Consider the following 17146-nt stretch of genomic DNA (forward strand, 5'->3'; position numbering starts at 1 on the left):
TCAGTCGGCATAGATCATCTTGCGCGTCATGCCGCCATCCACCGCCAAGTGCTGGCCGGTGATGAAGCCGGCCTCGGGACTCGCCAGGAAGGCCACCGTGGCGGCGATGTCCTCGGGCTCGCCGACCCGGCCGACGGGGTGCTGTTCGCGGTCGCTGGGACGATGCTCGGGCACGCTGCGGGCGCTGCTCTTCTGCCATGGGCCGGTCTCGATCCAGCCCGGGCACAGGGCGTTGACGCGCACCTCGGGGCCGAGACTGATTGCCAGGGCGTGGGTCATCGCCAGCAGGCCGCCCTTGGCCGCGGCGTAGGCCTCGCAGTGCGGCTCGGACTGCAGGGCGCGGGTCGAGGCGATATTGACGATGCTGCCATGACGGATGCGCAGACCGGCGACCGCCGCGCGGGTGCACAGGAACGCGCCGGTGAGGTGGCTGTTCTGCCAGCGCCGCCAGTCACTCAGCGACAGCGCTTCGATCGGCCCGCTCTCGGGATCGGCGATGCCGGCATTGTTGACCAGCAGGTCGAGTCCCGGCGGTTGTTCATGCGCGTTCTGCCAGTCCTGGAGTCGGCTGAAGGCGTCCTCGACGTCCGTTTCGTCACCGACATCGGCTGACAGGGCCAGCAGCGGTGAGGTGGGATGCGCGGCCTCGAGTTCGGCGAGCGCCGCCGCGTCGCGATCGAACGTGGCGACCCGCCAGCCGCGGGCCAGCAGGTATTCGACGATGCCGCGACCGATGCCCTGCGCGCCGCCGGTGATCAGAGCGAGTCGATGGTCGGTCATAAGGGGCTCCTCGGATGGACGGATACTCAGGTTTCCAGCAGAAAGGTCACCGGTCCATCGTTGACCAGCGCGACCTGCATTTCGGCGCCGAACTCGCCGCTGGCGACGCGCGGCCAGGCCCGGCGCGCCTCGTCGAGCAGGTAATCGAATAGTTGCTTGCCCTCGTCGGGCGGTGCGGCGCTGGAAAAGCTCGGCCGCAGGCCCTTGCCGGTATCGGCGGCCAGGGTGAACTGCGAGACTAGTAGCAGCCCGCCGTCGACCTGCATCAGGTCGCGGTTCATCTTGCCGGCGTCGTCGCCGAACACCCGGTAGTGCAGCAGCTTGTGCAATAGTTTGTCGGCGCGCGTCGTATCGTCGCCTTTCTGCACGCCGATCAGCGCCAGCAGGCCGTGATCGATCGCGCCGATGGTCTGCCCGTCGACCGCGACGCTGGCGCGCTCGACGCGCTGGATCAATGCTCGCATGAGAATCCTGATAGCAAAAAATTCGTTCGCAGACGAGCGTAGCATGGTCCCGGGCGCGGCTAACGCCCGGGTTCCGAACCGCTGCGGACCAGGGATGACCAGTGCGGCGAACGCGGCATGATGAAGGACGGTGTCGCCGAGCCGGTGGATTTACGGCAAGCCCTCGATCAAGCTGTCATAGGCAAAGCCATCATCACGGAAGGGTAACGATATGCTCTGGAGAACCGCTCTGGTCGCCGTAGTCGCCATCGCTGGGATCCCGTTCGCGAGCATGGCTCACGCGCAAACCTGGCGTTTCGCCCTCGAAGAGGTCGATGGCAGCGTGCAGGATGCCTACGCAAAGGAATTCAAGAAGCGCATCGAGAAGAAGGCCAACGGCGATGTCAGGGTCGAAATCTACCCCTATGGGTCGCTGGGTACGTCCTCGGAGTTGACCGAACTGCTGCAGCAGAACGCCATCCAACTGGCTTTTGCGTCACCGGGCCATCTGGCTTCGTTGATCCCCGAAACCGGGGTGTTCACCCTGCACTTCCTATTCTCGGACGATAACGCGGTCAACGAGAAGGTACTGGGCAGCTCCAAGGCCATCGGCATGCTTGAGGAGGCCTACGGCGAGCAGAATCTCGAACTGCTCGGGGTCATTCCCGAGGGCTGGATGGCCTGGACCGCCGATCGCCGGATCCAGACGCCCAAGGATATGAAGGGCCTCAAGATTCGCACCATGGCCTCGCCGATCCTGATCGAGTCCTACCGTGCCTATGGCGCCAATCCGGTGCCGATGCCCTATTCCGAGGTCTATTCGGGGCTGGAGCTCGAGCAGATCGACGGCCAGGTCAACCCGATCTTCGCCATCGAGGAGATGGGCTTTTATGATGTTCAGGATTACCTGATCCAGGCCAAGCAGGCGCAGTTCATCACCACCCTGGTGGCCGCCGAGGACTTCTACGCGAACCTGCCGGACGACCGGCGGCAGATGCTCGGCGAGGTCGCCGAGAGCATGCGCAGCTACATTTTCGACAAGCAGGCGCGGTTCAACGAAGAGCGTCTCGAAGCCATTAGGCAGGACAGCAATATCCAGATCTCCACGCTCAGCGAGGAGCAGCGTGACGCTTTTCGCGAGATGAGCATGCCGGTCCGCGACATCTTCATCGAACGGGCCGGCGAGCGCGGCAAGCGGATTCTGGACACTCTCGAAAAGGACATTCAGGCAGCCGAGCAGGCGGCAGTCGAGTGAGAGAAGCGGTAGCCGATCGCCGCGACCCATGGCCGAAGAACGAAGGCCCGGCGTATTGCCGGGCCTTCTGCATGGCGAGCGTGCGTCCGGTCGGGTCCGGTCAGTCGATGGCGGGAGGTCCGCTACCAGGCCCGGCAGATCATCAGGTCGCAGTGGGGGTCGGCGAGTAGCTGCTCGTTGAGGGAGTTGGGATGATCCCGGCCTCGGCGGTATTGATTGCTCAGCGCCAGGAGATCCGGGGGCAGGCGGCGCAGACGACTCATCAGGACCTCGCTCGGATCCCCCTGCTCGAGTACCAGTTCGAGTTCCGGCACGTCGCCCAGTTCATCGAGCAGCGAGTCGACCTCGCGCTCGAGTTGACGGCGCAGCCCTGCGAGTTCGCGATCGCGCCAGCGGGCGTAGTCGCTGTTCGAGGCGAGCTCGTGTTCGCCGGGGATGTCCCACGCATAGAGCAGGGTCAGGCGAGCCTCGGGGAAGCGGGTCAGGGCCTGGCGCAGGATCTGACGGCCGGCCAGCGAAAAGTCGATGGGAACCAGGATGTCGCGCCACTGCTGATCGGGCGAGTGGCTGACCGAGAAGACCGGGCAGGGCGCGCTGCGCATCACCCGGGCCAGGGTCGTGCCGCCAACCAGGTCGGGCTGGCCGCGCTTGCGGTGGGCGCCGAGCATGATCAGCGAGGCCTCGCGCTCATGGGCCTCGCGCACGATCTCGGCATACGGGTCGCCGGTCATGGTCTGAATCAGCACCTCCGGCTCGGGGAGTGCATAATCCTCGCGCAGGTCCTGCAGGGTGCGTTCCATATCGGCGACCACGGCGCCTTCGAGATCGCGCAGCGCCTGGTAGGGCAAGTGCGGATCGAGCACATGCAGCACATCGAGGCGCGCCCCGTTGTCCACGGCCAGGCGCACCGCCCGGGCGAAGGCCGCGCGATTCTCGGCGGAAAGATCACAGGCGAACAGCAGGGTCTGAGGCATGACGGCATCCTCCCATGGTTTCACTCGGCGGGTCGGCCGGCGATGATCTCGCAAGCGTGATTGGAAGCATGGTGCGGCCTGTCGCGGTCTGCAAGTTCCGGTCGGTTACCACCAGGCATGGAAGTGATGCACCGGTCCCTGGCCACGTCCGACGTCGAGTCGCTCGCTCGCGTGCAGCGCCTGGCTGAGCCACACCTTGGCATGCTGAACCGCGCTGACCAGCGGTTCGCCCCGGGCCAGGTGGGCGGTGATCGCCGAGGACAGTGTGCAGCCGGCGCCGTGCAGATTGTGCGTGGCGATGCGCTCGGCCTCGAGCCAGCTGCAGCCCTCGGCGGAACCCAGCAGGTCCGGGCAGCGCTCGCCGTCGAGATGGCCGCCCTTGAGCAGGACGTTCGGCGCGCCCAGGTCGAGCAGTCGCGGGAGCAATGCCTGCATGGCGTCGACATCGCGCGGTGTGTCGGTGCCGAGCAGCACCGCCGCCTCGGGCAGGTTGGGCGTGATCAGGTCGGCACAGGGCACCAGCACGTCGCGGACCGCTTCGATGCCCTCGTTGTCGACCAGGATATCGCCGCTCTTGGCGACCATCACCGGGTCCAGCACCACCCAGCGCGGCCTACGGCGCTCCAGACACGCACGCACGGTTTCGGCGACCTCGCGGCTGGCGATCATGCCGATCTTCACGGCGTCGATGACGACGTCGTCGAGCAGGGTGTCGAACTGTTCGGCGATGAACGCGGCCGGCACCGGCTGCACGCCGCTGACGCCGCGAGTGTTCTGCGCGGTCAGCGCGGTGATCACGCTGGTGGCGTAGGTGCCCAGCGCCGAGAAGGTCTTGAGATCGGCCTGGATGCCGGCGCCCCCCGAGGGATCGGAGCCGGCAATGGTCAATACATTGGCGATACGAGGAGTCGCGGACATTAGCGGATGCAGATTGAGTTGGAAAAACTATAGCCTAGTGCATTGGCCGGGGTATCGGCCATGCTGAGCCTGTTCCTGATCGCGCTGGCCAGCGCCACCGTACTGCCCGGCGGCTCGGAAGCATGGCTGGCGCGCCAGTGGTGCCTCGGCGAGCCGCCGCTGGCGCTATGGGGCGTGGCCACGCTGGGCAACACGCTAGGTAGCCTGGTCAACGTTGCCCTGGGGCGCTATGCCCGTCATTTCCAGGGACGGCGCTGGTTCCCCGTCTCGGCGCATGCCCTGGCGCGCAGCGAGCGCTGGTACTCCCGGCTGGGTGCATGGAGCCTGCTGTTGAGCTGGGCCCCGCTGGCGGGCGATGCGTTGACCGTGTTGGCCGGCGTGATGCGCCTGTCCTGGTGGCGCGCGAGCCTGCTGATCCTGATCGCCAAGGGGATGCGCTACGCCGTGTTGCTATGGTTGGCCGCACGCTGGCTGGCGCCGCTGTGCTGAATCGCTATCAGGACTCAAGCTCAAGAATGCCCCGTGGCTGCCGATAGAGTGAGCGGGTCGGATATCAATAAGTACGAATGTTTCTCAGTCATCCGGGTGCGCCGAAAGTACCGCTTGCCTCTGACAATTCTTTAATGATCTCCTATGCTTAACCCGTACGGTCAAATGCCAGGCCTCAAGAACTACAATCAATGATCGCTGAGTGATCGGGTCTGCCTGCCGTTCATGGTTTTAACGAGGGAATGCATGAACCAGAACGCTACCGCGATCATCGCGCAATACTGGGCCGTCGGCTTGTTCGTCGTTGCCGTCGTCGCTCTGTGCGCCTTCATGATCGGTGCCGCCAGCCTGCTCGGTGGGCGCAGCAAGGGGCGCAGCAAGTCCCTGCCGTTCGAGTCCGGCATCGTGGGTACGGGTAGTGCTCGCCAACGCTTTTCCGTCAAGTTTTACCTGGTCGCGATGCTCTTCGTGATCTTCGATATCGAGGCCGTGTTCCTGTTCGCTTGGGCCGTGTCGGTGCGTGAGGTGGGCTGGGCCGGCTTCTTGGGGGCCGCGGTGTTCATCTTCATCCTGCTCGCCGGGCTGGTTTACGACAGCCGTGTCGGTGCCCTCGACTGGGCCCCGAGGCGCAAGATGCGCGACCCCGGTTCCTGACCCGGACGCTCCGGTCTTGGCACAGCCAGGCCCGTTCGACACCGGCCCCGGATGCTCAATAACGACGTGGCAGCTAGCCGCTAGCTGGAGGAGATGCATGGCTTACACCCTCACGCGTGCCGAAGACGCTGTGGCAGCGGATGCGCGCTATCCGCTGGGCGAGCGCCAGCGGGTCGAGGACGACCCGATGAAGCAGCAGATCCATCGCAGCGTCTTCACCGGCAAGCTGGAAGACGTGCTCAATTCGGCCGTCAACTGGGGGCGCAAGAACTCTCTGTGGCCCTACAATTTCGGCCTGTCGTGCTGTTACGTGGAGATGACCACGGCGTTTACCGCGCCGCACGACATCGCCCGTTTCGGTTCCGAGGTGATTCGCGCTTCCCCGCGCCAGGCGGATTTCATGGTCATCGCCGGCACCTGCTTCATCAAGATGGCACCGGTCATCCAGCAGCTCTACGATCAGATGCTCGAACCCAAGTGGGTGATCTCGATGGGCTCCTGCGCCAACTCAGGGGGCATGTACGACATTTACTCGGTAGTCCAGGGTGTCGACAAGTTCCTGCCGGTGGATGTCTACGTGCCCGGCTGTCCGCCGCGCCCCGAGGCCTTCCTGCAGGGCCTGCAGCTGCTCCAGGACTCGATCCAGGAGGAGCGGCGGCCCTTGTCGTGGGTGGTCGGCGATCAGGGGGTCTACCGCGCCGAAATGCCTTCGCAGCGCGAGAAGCATCGTGATCGGCGCATCCAGGCCACCGAGTTGCGTACGCCCGACAGCATCTGAGCGCGCCTTCACCTTTCGTTGCAGGAGCTAGTTCACCTTCATGAGCGTTGCCACACCGACCATCGATTCGACGGCCGCCGACGATCCTGTCGTCGGTGCGCTCAAGCAGCGCTTCGGCGATCAAGCCATCCTCGAGCAGGCGACGCTGACCGGCATGCCGGTGTTGTGGGTGGCCCGCGAGATACTCACCGAGGCACTGAGCTTCCTGCGCGACATGCCCGAGCCGTTCGAAATGCTCTACGATCTGTCGGCGATCGATGAGCGTCTGCGCAGCAACCGGCGCGGCCTGCCGGCATCGGATTTCACGGTCTTCTATCAGCTGCTGTCGATATCGCGCAATCGCGACGTGATGCTCAAGGTGGCGCTGCATGAGGATGACTTGGCGCTTCCCACCTGTGTGTCGATCTACCCCAACGCCAACTGGTACGAGCGCGAAGTGTGGGACATGTTCGGCGTCGAGTTCCGGGGCCACCCGCATCTCACCCGGATCCTCATGCCGCCGACCTGGCAGGGCAATCCGTTGCGCAAGGATCATGGCGCGCGGGCCACCGAGTTCGACCCCTATACCCTGACCGTCGAGGGTCAGAACGTCGAGCAGGAGGCGCTGAAGTTCAAGCCCGAAGACTGGGGCATGCAGCGCGGCAACGCCGACACCGAGTTCATGTTCCTCAACTTGGGGCCCAACCACCCCTCGGCCCACGGCGCCTTCCGTATCGTCCTGCAGCTCGACGGCGAAGAGATCGTCGACTGCGTGCCGGATATCGGCTATCACCACCGCGGCGCCGAAAAGATGGGCGAGCGCCAGTCCTGGCACAGCTACATTCCCTATACCGACCGCGTCGACTATACCGGCGGGGTGATGAACAACTTCCCCTATATCCTGGCGGTGGAGAAGCTCGCCGGCATTCAGGTGACCGAGCGGGCCCAGACCATCCGCATCATGATGGCCGAGATGTTCCGCATCAGCAGCCATCTGCTGTTTCTGGGCACCTACCTGCAGGATCTGGGCGCCATGTCGCCGGTGTTCTACTCATTCACCGACCGCCAGAAGGCCTACGAAGTGATCGAGGCGATCACCGGTTTTCGCATGCATCCGGCGTGGTTTCGCATCGGTGGCGTGGCCCAGGACCTGCCCAAGGGCTGGGAGCGGCTGGTGCAGGGCTTCGTCGACTGGATGCCCAAGCGCTTGCGCGAGTACGAGCGGGCGATGATGGAGAACGCCATCGTCCGCGAGCGGACCCGGCACGTGGCCGCCTACACCACCCGCGAGGCGCTCGCCTGGGGGGTCACCGGCCCCAACCTGCGCGCCACCGGCTGCGATTTCGACCTGCGCAAGAAGCGTCCCTATTCGGGCTACGAGAACTTCGATTTCGAAGTGCCGCTGGGCGCCAACGGCGACGTCTTCGACCGCGGCCAGCTGCGCATCGAGGAGATGCGCCAGAGCCTGCGCATCATTCAGCAGTGCATCGACCACATGCCGACCGGCGACTACAAGGCCGACCATCCGCTGACCACGCCGCCCCCGCGCGAGAAGATGCTGCAGCACATCGAGACCCTGATCACCCACTTCCTGCAGGTGTCGTGGGGGCCGGTGCTCAAGCCCAACGAGTCGCAGCAGATGATCGAGGCGACCAAGGGTATCAACAGCTACTACCTGACCAGCGACGGCAATACCATGAGCTACCGCACGCGCATCCGCACGCCGAGTTTCCCGCATCTTCAGCAGATTCCGGCGGTGATGCGCGGTGGTTTCGTGCCCGACCTGATTGCCCACCTGGGCAGTATCGATTTCGTGATGGCCGACGTGGATCGCTGACATGACCGAGACCGCACGACACATCGCCAGCGATGGCGAAGGCTTCACTCTTGCCGACGAGGATCGCCGGGCGATCGAACACGAACGCGATCACTATGAGCAGCCCCAGGCGGCCTGCATCGAGGCGCTGAAGATCGTCCAGCGCCGCCACGGCTGGGTGCCCGACGCGGCGATCCCCGCCATTGCCGAGGTGCTGGGCATCGGCCCCGCCTCCGTTGAGGGCGTGGCGACCTTCTACAGCCTGATCTTCCGCCAGCCGGTGGGGCGCCACGTGATCCTGGTCTGCGACAGCAGCTCGTGCTTTCTCAACGACTACGACGAGCTGCGCGAGGCGCTGTCGGCCCGGCTCGGCATCGGCCTGGGCCAGACCACCGCGGACGGCCGCTTCACGCTGCTGCCGGTGTGCTGCCTGGGCGCCTGCGACCGCGGCCCGGCGCTGATGGTCGACGACGACACCTACGGCCCCGTCGCGCCCGAGGACGTGGCCGATCTGCTGGAGGGCTATGCATGAGCGTCAGCCGTTATCACTGCCAGCTGCGCCAAGGCGCCGCCGAGCGCCGCGCCGAAACCCATCCGCTGACCTGGCGGTTGCGCGAGGACGGCGCCATGGTCGGACTCGACGAATACCTCGACAAGGACGGCTACGCCGCCGCGCGCGAGGTGCTCAACCATCAGTCGTCCGACGACGTGGTCGCCACCATGAAGGAAGCCAACGTGCGCGGACGCGGTGGCGCCGGCTTCTCGGCGGGCATGAAGTGGAGCCTGACCATGAAGGGCGAAGGCATCCCGCGCGGTTACCTGGTGTGCAACGCCGACGAGATGGAGCCGGGCACCTTCAAGGACCGCCTGCTGCTCGAGCAGCTGCCTCACCTGCTGATCGAAGGCATGATCATCGGTGGCTACGCCAACCACTCGCGCTTCGGCTACATCTTCCTGCGCGGCGAATACGTCGAGGCCGCTCGCGCCCTGACCCGTGCGATCGAAGAGGCGCGGGCCGCCGGCTGGCTGGGCAGCGACATCGCCGGCAGCGGTTACGATTTCGACATCGCCCTGCATACCGGCGCCGGGCGCTACATCTGCGGCGAGGAGACGGCGCTGATCAGCTCGCTGGAGGGCAAGCGCGCCAACCCGCGTGCCAAGCCGCCGTTTCCGGGCCAGTCGGGCGCCTGGGGCAAGCCCACCGTGGTCAACAACGTCGAGACCTTCTGCAACGCGCCGGCGGTGATGCGCCACGGCGCAAAGTGGTACCAGGAGCTGTCCGGCGGGCTGAGCGACGACGGCGGCACCAAGCTCTACGGCGTCTCCGGCAAGGTCAATCGGCCGGGGTTGTGGGAGTTGCCGATCGGCATCAGCGGCAACGAACTGCTCGAACTTGCCGGCGGCATGCGCGATGGCCGTGCGCTCAAGACCTGGCTGCCCGGTGGCGGCAGTACCGGCTTTCTGTTGCCCGAGCACCTCGAGCTGCCGCTCGACTTCGACAGCATCGGCAAGCAGGGCAGCCGTATGGGAACGGGGCTACTGACGGTGGTCAACGAGGACCAGAGCGTGCTCTCGCTGGTGCGCAATCTCGAACAGTTCTTCGCCCGCGAGTCGTGCGGCTGGTGCACGCCGTGTCGCGATGGGCTGCCGTGGACCGTCAAGCTTCTCCAGTCGCTCGAGCGCGGCGAGGGCGAGCGCGGCGACCTGGAGATGCTCGACAAGCTGGGTAGTGACCTGGGGCCGGGCAAGACCTTCTGCGCCCATGCCCCGGGCGCTGCAATGCCGCTGCAGTCGGCGCTCAAGTACTTCCGCGACGAATTCGAGCGCGGCGTCGCGCATCCGCCGCGTTCCGCTCATGCCGACCCGATTCCGGTGGGCGAGGTATGAGCGGATCCATTCACCCCAAGGCGAGGTAACGGCATGGCGACGATTCACGTGGACGGGCAGAGCTACGACGTCGACGGGGCGGACAATCTCCTCGGTGCCTGCCTGTCGCTGGGCCTCGATGTACCCTACTTCTGCTGGCACCCGGCGATGGGTAGCGTCGGCGCCTGCCGCCAGTGTGCGGTCAAGAAGTACAAGGACGCCGACGATACCCAGGGTATGCTGGTGATGTCGTGCATGACGCCGGCGACCGACGACAGCTGGATCTCGATCGACGACGAGGAGGCGAAGGAGTTTCGCGCCAGCGTCATCGAGTGGCTGATGATCAACCACCCGCACGATTGCCCGGTGTGCGAGGAGGGCGGCCACTGCCACCTGCAGGACATGACCGTGATGACCGGTCACGACCGGCGGCGCTATCGCTTTCGCAAGCGCACCCATCGCAACCAGTATCTGGGGCCGTTCATCGCCCACGAGATGAACCGCTGCATCACCTGCTATCGCTGCGTGCGCTTCTACCGCGACTACGCCGGCGGCACCGATCTCGGTGCCTTCGGCGCCAACAGCAACATCTACTTCGGCCGTCACCAGGACGGCGTGCTCGAGAGTCCGTTCTCCGGCAACCTCACCGAGGTCTGCCCCACCGGGGTGTTCACCGACCAGACCCACTCCGACCATTACACCCGCAAATGGGACCTGCAGTTCGCGCCGAGCATCTGCCATCAGTGCGCCTCGGGCTGCAACATCAGCCCCGGCGAGCGCTATGGCGATATTCGGCGCATCGAGAATCGCTATCACGGCGAGGTCAACCGCTACTTCCTCTGCGACCGGGGTCGTTTCGGTTATGGCTACGTCAATCGCAGCGACCGCCCGCTACGCCCCGAGTGGCGCAGCGACCGCGGCGACACCTCGGTCACCCTGGAAGTCGATGCAGCGCTGGATCGCGGCGCCGACCTGCTGCGCACCGCGCGCCGGGTGATCGGTATCGGCTCGCCGCGGGCGAGTCTCGAAAGCAACCATCAACTGCGTGAGCTGGTCGGCGAAGGCAACTTCTCGACCGGTATCGCCGCGCGGGAGCAGGCCTGCCTGACGGCCATGCAGACCCTCAACCGGACCTGCGGGCTGCCCATCCCGACGCTGCGCGATGTCGAGGACCACGACGCCATCCTGGTGCTCGGCGAGGACCTGATCGCCAGCGCCGCCCGGGTCGGCCTGGCGGTGCGTCAGGCGGCCACCGCTCGGCGCACCGAACTGGCCGCCGAGCGCGGCATCCCGGCCTGGAACGACGACGCGGTCAGGACGCTCGGCCAGGACAGCTACCACCCGCTGTACATCGCCTACCCCACCGTCACCGGACTCGACGACGTCAGCGCCGCGAGCTGGGCGCTGGCGCCGGACGATATCGCCCGGCTCGGCTTCGCCGTGGCGCACGCCATCGACGCGTCGGCCCCGGCGGTGGAGGGCCTCGACGAGGCCACCCGGCGCGAAGCCGAAACCATCGCCGAGCGGTTGCTCGCGGCGGGCCGTCCGCTGGTCGTCGGCGGTGGCTCGCTGGGCTCGCTGGCGGTGATCGAGGCGGCCGGCAGCGTGGCTCGGGCGCTGGCCCGGCGCACCCGCGAGGGCGGCCTGTTGCTGATACGCGGCGAGGCCAACAGCACCGGCCTGGCGATGCTCGGCGGCGAGTCACTCGAGTGGGCGCTCGATGAACTCGACAGTGCCCGTGCCGATGCGGTGGTGGTGCTCGAGAATGACCTCTACCAGCGTGCGCCGCGCAACCGGATCGACGCCGCGCTGGAGCGTGCCGAGACGGTGATCGCGCTCGACCATCAGCGCACCGCCACCTGGCAGCATGCCCACCTGGGCCTGCCGGCGGCGGCCTTCACCGAGGCCGACGGCACCCTGGTCAGCCTGGAGGGGCGCGCCCAGCGTTTCTTCCAGGTCTTCGATCCGCGCTACATCCGCCCCGAGACGCGCATCCACGAGAGTTGGCGCTGGCTGCACGCGCTGCGCGCCGACATGCTGCGCCACGACGCCGGCGAGATCACCCTCGATGCGGTGACCCAGGCCTGCGCCGAGCGCTATCCCGAGTTGCACGGCATCCTCGGCGCCGCGCCGGGCGCCGATTACCGGGTGCGCGGGCTCAAGCTGGCGCGCGAGCCACACCGCTACAGCGGGCGTACCGCGATGCGCGCGCATCTCGATGTCAACGAGCCGCGTGCCCCGCAAGATGCCGATTCGCCATTCACCTTCTCGATGGAAGGCTATAACGGCTTCGACCGGCCACGCGAAGAGGTCGCCTTCGCCTGGGCGCCAGGCTGGAACTCGCCGCAGGCATGGAACAAGTTCACCGACGAGGTCGGCGGCCATTTGAGCGCCGGCGACCCGGGGGTGCGCCTGCTGCACCCGCAGCCGGACAATTACGACTATCACGCCGCGCTACCCGCGAACTTCACTCCCCGCGACTCGGCCTGGCAAGTAGTGGTGCTGCCGCGGCTGTTCGGTGGCGAGGAAACCTCGTCGCGCGCCGCGCCGATCGTCGAGCGTAGCGCGCCGGCGACGCTGCGGCTGTCGGCCGATGATGCCCAGCGGCTGGGCTGCAGCGACGGCGACCTGCTCAGCGTGGCCACCGAGGGTGGCCGGATCAGTCTGCCGGTACAGCTCGATGCCGCGCTGCCCGCCGGACTGATCGGCGTGCCGGCGGGTGTCGAGCCGGGGCTGGTCAGCGGCGACTGGGCCGAGTTGAGCCCGGGCGCGACGACCCATCACGATGCCGGTGCCGCGGCCCGCCGTGACGATGAGATAGGAGACCGCCCATGAGCTGGCTGTCGCCGACGGTCGTCGCCAGTCTGATCGCCATGCTCCAGGCCGTGGTGATCCTGCTCGGCGCGGTATTGCTGGGCGCGGTGATGACGGTGGTCGAACGGCGCCTGCTGGGGCTGTGGCAGGACCGCTACGGGCCCAACCGGGTCGGTCCGTTCGGCTCGCTGCAGCTGGTCGCCGACATGATCAAGATCTTCTTCAAGGAGGACTGGATTCCGCCGTTCGCCGACCGCACGCTGTTCGTGCTGGCCCCGGCGATCGCCATGGCCTCGTTGCTGCTGTCGTTCATGATCATTCCCATCACCCCGGGCTGGGGGGTGGCGGATCTCAATATAGGCCTGCTGTTCTTCCTCGCCATGGCCGGTATCAATGTCTATGCGGTGCTGTTCGGTGGCTGGTCGAGCGGCAACAAGTACGCCCTGATCGGCGCCATGCGCGCCTCGGCGCAGACGCTCTCGTACGAGGTGTTCATGGGCCTGGCGTTGATGGGCGTGGTGGCGATGACCGGCTCGTTCAACATGCGCGAGATCGTCAACGCCCAGGAGGGCCTGTGGTTCGTGATTCCGCAGTTCTTCGGCTTCTGCACCTTCCTGCTTGCCGGGGTCGCGGTGACCCACCGCCACCCGTTCGACCAGCCCGAGGCCGAGCAGGAGCTTGCCGACGGCTATCACGTCGAATACTCGAGCATGAAGTTCGGCATGTTCTTCATCGGCGAGTATGTCGGCATGGTGCTGGTCTCGGCGCTGATCGTGACGCTGTTCTTCGGTGGCTGGCACGGGCCGCTGCTGCCGCCGATCGTCTGGTTCTCGCTCAAGACCGGCGCCTTCCTGGTGTTCTTCGTGCTGCTGCGCGCCGCACTGCCGCGGCCACGCTACGACCGGGTAATGAGTTTCGGCTGGAAGTTCTGTCTGCCGCTGACTCTGATCAATCTGCTGGTGACCGGGGCGGTGATCCTGATTGCCGATCCGCTGTGATCACCGCCACTGTAACCGAGGAGATACGGCCATGTTCATGAAAGTGATCGAAGGCACCGTCTCCCAGCTGCGCACGCTGGGCATGGTCTTCATGCACAGTTTCCGCAAGCGCGAGACGCTCAACTACCCGGAGGAGTCGGTCTATCTGCCGCCGCGCTACCGGGGGCGCATCGTGCTGACCCGCGACCCCGACGGCGAGGAGCGTTGCGTGGCCTGCAACCTGTGCGCGGTGGCCTGCCCGGTGGCCTGCATCTCGCTGCAAAAGGGTGAGCAGGAGGATGGTCGCTGGTATCCCGAGTTCTTTCGCATCAATTTCTCGCGCTGCATCTTCTGCGGCATGTGCGAGGAGGCTTGCCCGACCTCGGCGATCCAGCTCACCCCGGACTTCGAGATGAGCGAGTTCCGGCGCCAGGAGCTGGTTTACGAGAAGCAGGACCTGCTGATCGACGGGCCCGGCAAGGATCACGATTACCACTTCTATAAAGTGGCGGGGCTGTCGATCGCCGGCAAGGACAAGGGCCGGGCGCAGAACGAGGAACAACCGATCGACGTCAAGTCGCTGCTGCCGTAAGTCAGCATTCACTAGCGGGACGCAACCATGGAAATCGCCTTCTACCTGAGTGGCCTGGTCGCCGTACTGGCGACGCTGGGGGTCATCACCAACACCAATCCGGTGCATGCGCTGCTCTACCTGATCGTTTCGCTGATCTCGGTGGCGCTGGTGTTCTTCGCGCTGGGCGCGCCCTTCGCCGGGGCGCTGGAGGTGATCGTCTACGCCGGGGCGATCATGGTGCTGTTCGTGTTCGTGGTGATGATGCTCAACCTGGGCGAGCAGACCACCGCCCAGGAGAAGGCCTGGCTCAAGCCGCGCATCTGGCTGGGCCCGGCGCTGCTCGCCGCGGTGCTGTTGGTGACGCTGGTCGCCACGCTGTGGTCGGGGAATGCCGAGCGCATGATCAGCGGCGAGATACTGACCGCCAAGGCGGTGGGCTCGCTGCTGTTCGGGCCCTGGCTGATGGTCGTCGAGTTGGGTGCCATGCTGCTGCTGGCGGCGCTGGTCACGGCCTCGCACGTCGGTCGCGTGGCATCGCCCGACAAGCCCGAGATTCACGCCGAAACCGGTGCCCGCAAGGAGGCGTCATGAACGGAATACCCATGGAACATGGCCTGGTGCTGGCCGCGATCCTCTTCGTGCTGGGCTTCGCCGGGCTGGTCACCCGGCGCAACATGGTGTTCGTGCTGATGAGCCTGGAGGTCATGCTCAATGCCGTGGCCTTGGCGTTCATCGTCGGCGGTACGGCCTGGGGGCAGCCCGAAGGTCAGGCGATGTTCCTGCTGGTGATCACCCTGGCCGCGGCCGAGGCGAGCGTGGGTCTGGCGCTGCTGATCCAGCTCCACCATCGCTTCAAGTCGCTTGATGTGGACGCCGCCAACCGAATGCGCGGCTAAGGGAGCTGTCGATGTCGTTGTTGCCACTGACGTTTTTACTGCCGCTGGTCGGCACCCTGATCCTGGCCCTGTCGCGGGGCACGCTCAACGCACGGGCCAGCGCGGTGGTCGGCGTGGCCAGTGTCGGGCTGGCGGCATTGGTCACCGCCTGGGTCGGCTGGGCCTTTCACACCAGCGGCGGCACCGGCGTCGACATGACGCTATGGACCTGGCTGTCGGTGGGTGACTTTCGACCGACCATCGGGCTGCGTCTCGATGGCCTTTCGCTGACCATGCTGTCGATCATTACCGGCGTCGGTTTCCTGATCCACCTGTTCGCCGCCTGGTACATGCGCGGCGAAAGCGGCGTTACCCGCTTCTACGCCTACATGAACCTGTTCGTGTTCAGCATGATCCTGCTGGTGCTCGGCGACAACGTCCTGCTGCTTTACCTGGGCTGGGAAGGCGTCGGCCTGTGCAGCTATCTGCTGATCGGCTACTACTATCAAGTCTCGGCCAACGGCTGGGCGGCCTTCAAGGCGTTCATCATCACCCGCCTGGGCGATATATTCCTGGCCATCGGGCTATTTCTGCTGTTCCGCGCGCTGGGTACGCTGAACATCGCCGAGATCCTCACGCGCGCCCCCGAGGTGTGGAGCGAGGGTTCCCTCGAGGTCCAACTGGCGGCCTTGCTGATTCTCGGCGGGGCACTGGGCAAGTCGGCCCAGTTGCCGCTGCACACCTGGCTGGCCGACGCCATGGCCGGTCCCACGCCGGTGTCGGCGCTGATCCACGCGGCAACCATGGTCACCGCCGGCGTCTACCTCATCGCTCGGCTGCACGGGATCTTCGAACTGGCGCCGGCGGTGCTCTATCTGGTCGGCGTGATCGGCGCGCTGACGCTGCTGATGGCCGGCTTCTCGGCGCTGGCCCAGACCGACATCAAGCGGGTGCTGGCCTACTCGACGATGAGCCAGATCGGCTACATGTTCCTGGCGCTGGGGGTGGGCGCCTATGACGCGGCGATCTTCCACCTGATGACCCATGCCTTCTTCAAGGCGCTGCTGTTCCTCTCCGCCGGTGCGGTGATCGTCAGCTGCCATCACGAGCAGGACATGCGCCGCCTGGGTGGATTGTGGCGCCGGTTGCCGCTGGCCTATGCCGGCTTCGTGGTCGGCGGCGCGGCGCTGGCGGCGCTGCCGCTGGTCACCGCCGGCTTCTACAGCAAGGACGAGATTCTCTGGGAAGCCTGGGCCGCCGGCGATGGCGGGCTGATGCTGGCGGGCCTGGTCGGTGCCTTCCTGACTTCGCTGTATACCCTGCGCCTGATCATCGGCACCTTCCACGGCGAGATGAAAAGCGACAATGCCCGTCATGCCGAGGCCGGTCGCGGTCTGGTGCACGGCCTGCCGCTGGTCTTACTGGCGATCCTCTCGACCTTCCTCGGCGCCGGGATCCATCCGCCGCTGGAGGGCGTGCTGCCCGTGGGCCTCGGGGCCGACGCCCACGGGGTAGGGCACACCGTACTGGGCATTTTCGCCGCGGCCGCCTCGCTGGGCGGTCTGGGACTGGCCGCCTGGCTGTTCCTCAAGCGGCGGCGCTGGCTCGCCGAGCGCGTCTCGGACGGTTGGGAGGCCCGGCTATGGCGGCTCTGGAATCACGCCTGGGGCTTCGATATCGCCTACGACCGGCTGCTGGTGCGCCCCTATCGCGGCCTGGTGCATGTCCTGCGCAACGACATCATCGATCGACTGATGCTGGTGGCGGGCTGGATGGCCTGGTTGTCGCACCGCGGCCTGAGCTACACCCAGTCCGGCAAGCTGCGGCTGTACGCCACCAGCATGGCGCTGGGGGTCACGGTGGTCCTGATCGTGCTGGTGCTGGGCGGCTGAACGGCGGGATTCGCGCAACATGGTTTACATAACGAGGGGCAGGGGGATGCCACCAATGTATC

At 66.1% G+C, this 17146-nt stretch carries 17 protein-coding genes; 13 read left to right on the forward strand and 4 right to left on the reverse strand.

All coding sequences use genetic code 11. The annotated features are described in order from the left end of the window. Together R6258_RS04070 and dtd are read right to left on the reverse strand one after the other, a co-directional pair. The gene (locus R6258_RS04070) at positions 1–780 is read right to left on the reverse strand and encodes an SDR family NAD(P)-dependent oxidoreductase (RefSeq protein ID WP_318447739.1); all 780 of its coding nucleotides are present in this window, start codon (positions 778–780) and stop codon (positions 1–3) included. Between the two features lie 26 nt (positions 781–806). Then, positions 807–1244 carry a D-aminoacyl-tRNA deacylase gene (dtd, locus tag R6258_RS04075; RefSeq protein WP_318447741.1) on the reverse strand — a complete coding sequence of 146 codons (438 nt, stop codon included), beginning with the start codon at positions 1242–1244 and terminating at the stop codon, positions 807–809. A gap of 271 nt (positions 1245–1515) precedes the next feature. Here dtd and dctP point away from each other — a divergent pair, with 271 nt between their 5' ends. Beyond that, positions 1516–2478, forward strand: coding sequence for a TRAP transporter substrate-binding protein DctP (gene dctP / locus R6258_RS04080; protein WP_318447743.1), 963 nt, complete (start codon positions 1516–1518; stop codon positions 2476–2478). 122 nt (positions 2479–2600) lie between these two features. Here the strand turns inward: dctP and R6258_RS04085 are convergent, their stop codons facing one another. Then, positions 2601–3452, reverse strand: a complete 852-nt coding sequence (locus R6258_RS04085) for a universal stress protein (protein WP_318447745.1) — start codon at positions 3450–3452, stop codon at positions 2601–2603. A gap of 105 nt (positions 3453–3557) precedes the next feature. Beyond that, positions 3558–4370: a bifunctional hydroxymethylpyrimidine kinase/phosphomethylpyrimidine kinase gene (gene thiD / locus R6258_RS04090; protein WP_318447748.1), complete on the reverse strand. Its 813-nt coding sequence runs from the start codon at positions 4368–4370 to the stop codon at positions 3558–3560. A gap of 60 nt (positions 4371–4430) precedes the next feature. On the opposite strand from thiD, the gene R6258_RS04095 reads away from it, so the two are divergent. From R6258_RS04095 to nuoL, 12 genes are all read left to right on the forward strand, one after another. Beyond that, positions 4431–4859 carry a YqaA family protein gene (locus tag R6258_RS04095; protein WP_318447750.1) on the forward strand — a complete coding sequence of 143 codons (429 nt, stop codon included), beginning with the start codon at positions 4431–4433 and terminating at the stop codon, positions 4857–4859. Positions 4860–5105: 246 nt separating this feature from the next. Then, complete coding sequence (gene ndhC, locus R6258_RS04100) at positions 5106–5513, forward strand: NADH-quinone oxidoreductase subunit A (RefSeq protein ID WP_318447752.1); 408 nt, start codon at positions 5106–5108, stop codon at positions 5511–5513. Between the two features lie 97 nt (positions 5514–5610). Then, positions 5611–6291 carry an NADH-quinone oxidoreductase subunit B gene (locus tag R6258_RS04105; protein ID WP_318447754.1) on the forward strand — a complete coding sequence of 227 codons (681 nt, stop codon included), beginning with the start codon at positions 5611–5613 and terminating at the stop codon, positions 6289–6291. A gap of 40 nt (positions 6292–6331) precedes the next feature. Then, complete coding sequence (gene nuoC / locus R6258_RS04110) at positions 6332–8107, forward strand: NADH-quinone oxidoreductase subunit C/D (RefSeq protein WP_318447756.1); 1776 nt, start codon at positions 6332–6334, stop codon at positions 8105–8107. A 1-nt stretch (position 8108) separates the two neighbouring features. Then, positions 8109–8618 (forward strand): NADH-quinone oxidoreductase subunit NuoE, encoded by a 510-nt coding sequence (nuoE, locus tag R6258_RS04115; RefSeq protein WP_318447759.1) that lies wholly within the window; start codon positions 8109–8111, stop codon positions 8616–8618. Next, complete coding sequence (gene nuoF, locus R6258_RS04120) at positions 8615–9973, forward strand: NADH-quinone oxidoreductase subunit NuoF (protein WP_318447762.1); 1359 nt, start codon at positions 8615–8617, stop codon at positions 9971–9973. The genes nuoE and nuoF overlap by 4 nt, the downstream gene beginning before the upstream one ends. A 33-nt stretch (positions 9974–10006) precedes the next feature. Continuing rightward, complete coding sequence (gene nuoG, locus R6258_RS04125) at positions 10007–12787, forward strand: NADH-quinone oxidoreductase subunit NuoG (RefSeq protein WP_318447764.1); 2781 nt, start codon at positions 10007–10009, stop codon at positions 12785–12787. Continuing rightward, positions 12784–13764 carry an NADH-quinone oxidoreductase subunit NuoH gene (nuoH, locus tag R6258_RS04130; RefSeq protein WP_318447767.1) on the forward strand — a complete coding sequence of 327 codons (981 nt, stop codon included), beginning with the start codon at positions 12784–12786 and terminating at the stop codon, positions 13762–13764. The genes nuoG and nuoH overlap by 4 nt, the downstream gene beginning before the upstream one ends. Positions 13765–13795: 31 nt before the next feature. Next, entirely contained in the window at positions 13796–14335 is a 540-nt protein-coding gene (gene nuoI, locus R6258_RS04135; RefSeq protein ID WP_318447769.1) for an NADH-quinone oxidoreductase subunit NuoI, read from the forward strand. Between the two features lie 27 nt (positions 14336–14362). Beyond that, positions 14363–14908: an NADH-quinone oxidoreductase subunit J gene (nuoJ, locus tag R6258_RS04140; RefSeq protein ID WP_318447772.1), complete on the forward strand. Its 546-nt coding sequence runs from the start codon at positions 14363–14365 to the stop codon at positions 14906–14908. Continuing rightward, entirely contained in the window at positions 14905–15213 is a 309-nt protein-coding gene (gene nuoK, locus R6258_RS04145) for an NADH-quinone oxidoreductase subunit NuoK (RefSeq protein ID WP_318447775.1), read from the forward strand. Before nuoJ ends, nuoK begins: the two co-directional genes overlap by 4 nt. An 11-nt stretch (positions 15214–15224) precedes the next feature. Further along, the gene (nuoL, locus tag R6258_RS04150; protein WP_318447777.1) at positions 15225–17084 is read left to right on the forward strand and encodes an NADH-quinone oxidoreductase subunit L; all 1860 of its coding nucleotides are present in this window, start codon (positions 15225–15227) and stop codon (positions 17082–17084) included. Positions 17085–17146: the final 62 nt, after the last annotated feature.

It is taken from the genome of Halomonas sp. HP20-15, from assembly GCF_033446685.1.
Classification (GTDB): domain Bacteria; phylum Pseudomonadota; class Gammaproteobacteria; order Pseudomonadales; family Halomonadaceae; genus Modicisalibacter.

What these genes read in the sequence shown, in the direction of transcription:
- R6258_RS04070 (WP_318447739.1), bottom strand. Translation starts at nt 780, where the DNA reads ATGACCGACCATCGACTCGCTCTGATCACCGGCGGCGCGCAGGGCATC.
- dtd (WP_318447741.1), bottom strand. Translation starts at nt 1,244, where the DNA reads ATGCGAGCATTGATCCAGCGCGTCGAGCGCGCCAGCGTCGCGGTCGAC.
- dctP (WP_318447743.1), top strand. Translation starts at nt 1,516, where the DNA reads ATGGCTCACGCGCAAACCTGGCGTTTCGCCCTCGAAGAGGTCGATGGC.
- R6258_RS04085 (WP_318447745.1), bottom strand. Translation starts at nt 3,452, where the DNA reads ATGCCTCAGACCCTGCTGTTCGCCTGTGATCTTTCCGCCGAGAATCGC.
- thiD (WP_318447748.1), bottom strand. Translation starts at nt 4,370, where the DNA reads ATGTCCGCGACTCCTCGTATCGCCAATGTATTGACCATTGCCGGCTCC.
- R6258_RS04095 (WP_318447750.1), top strand. Translation starts at nt 4,431, where the DNA reads ATGCTGAGCCTGTTCCTGATCGCGCTGGCCAGCGCCACCGTACTGCCC.
- ndhC (WP_318447752.1), top strand. Translation starts at nt 5,106, where the DNA reads ATGAACCAGAACGCTACCGCGATCATCGCGCAATACTGGGCCGTCGGC.
- R6258_RS04105 (WP_318447754.1), top strand. Translation starts at nt 5,611, where the DNA reads ATGGCTTACACCCTCACGCGTGCCGAAGACGCTGTGGCAGCGGATGCG.
- nuoC (WP_318447756.1), top strand. Translation starts at nt 6,332, where the DNA reads ATGAGCGTTGCCACACCGACCATCGATTCGACGGCCGCCGACGATCCT.
- nuoE (WP_318447759.1), top strand. Translation starts at nt 8,109, where the DNA reads ATGACCGAGACCGCACGACACATCGCCAGCGATGGCGAAGGCTTCACT.
- nuoF (WP_318447762.1), top strand. Translation starts at nt 8,615, where the DNA reads ATGAGCGTCAGCCGTTATCACTGCCAGCTGCGCCAAGGCGCCGCCGAG.
- nuoG (WP_318447764.1), top strand. Translation starts at nt 10,007, where the DNA reads ATGGCGACGATTCACGTGGACGGGCAGAGCTACGACGTCGACGGGGCG.
- nuoH (WP_318447767.1), top strand. Translation starts at nt 12,784, where the DNA reads ATGAGCTGGCTGTCGCCGACGGTCGTCGCCAGTCTGATCGCCATGCTC.
- nuoI (WP_318447769.1), top strand. Translation starts at nt 13,796, where the DNA reads ATGTTCATGAAAGTGATCGAAGGCACCGTCTCCCAGCTGCGCACGCTG.
- nuoJ (WP_318447772.1), top strand. Translation starts at nt 14,363, where the DNA reads ATGGAAATCGCCTTCTACCTGAGTGGCCTGGTCGCCGTACTGGCGACG.
- nuoK (WP_318447775.1), top strand. Translation starts at nt 14,905, where the DNA reads ATGAACGGAATACCCATGGAACATGGCCTGGTGCTGGCCGCGATCCTC.
- nuoL (WP_318447777.1), top strand. Translation starts at nt 15,225, where the DNA reads ATGTCGTTGTTGCCACTGACGTTTTTACTGCCGCTGGTCGGCACCCTG.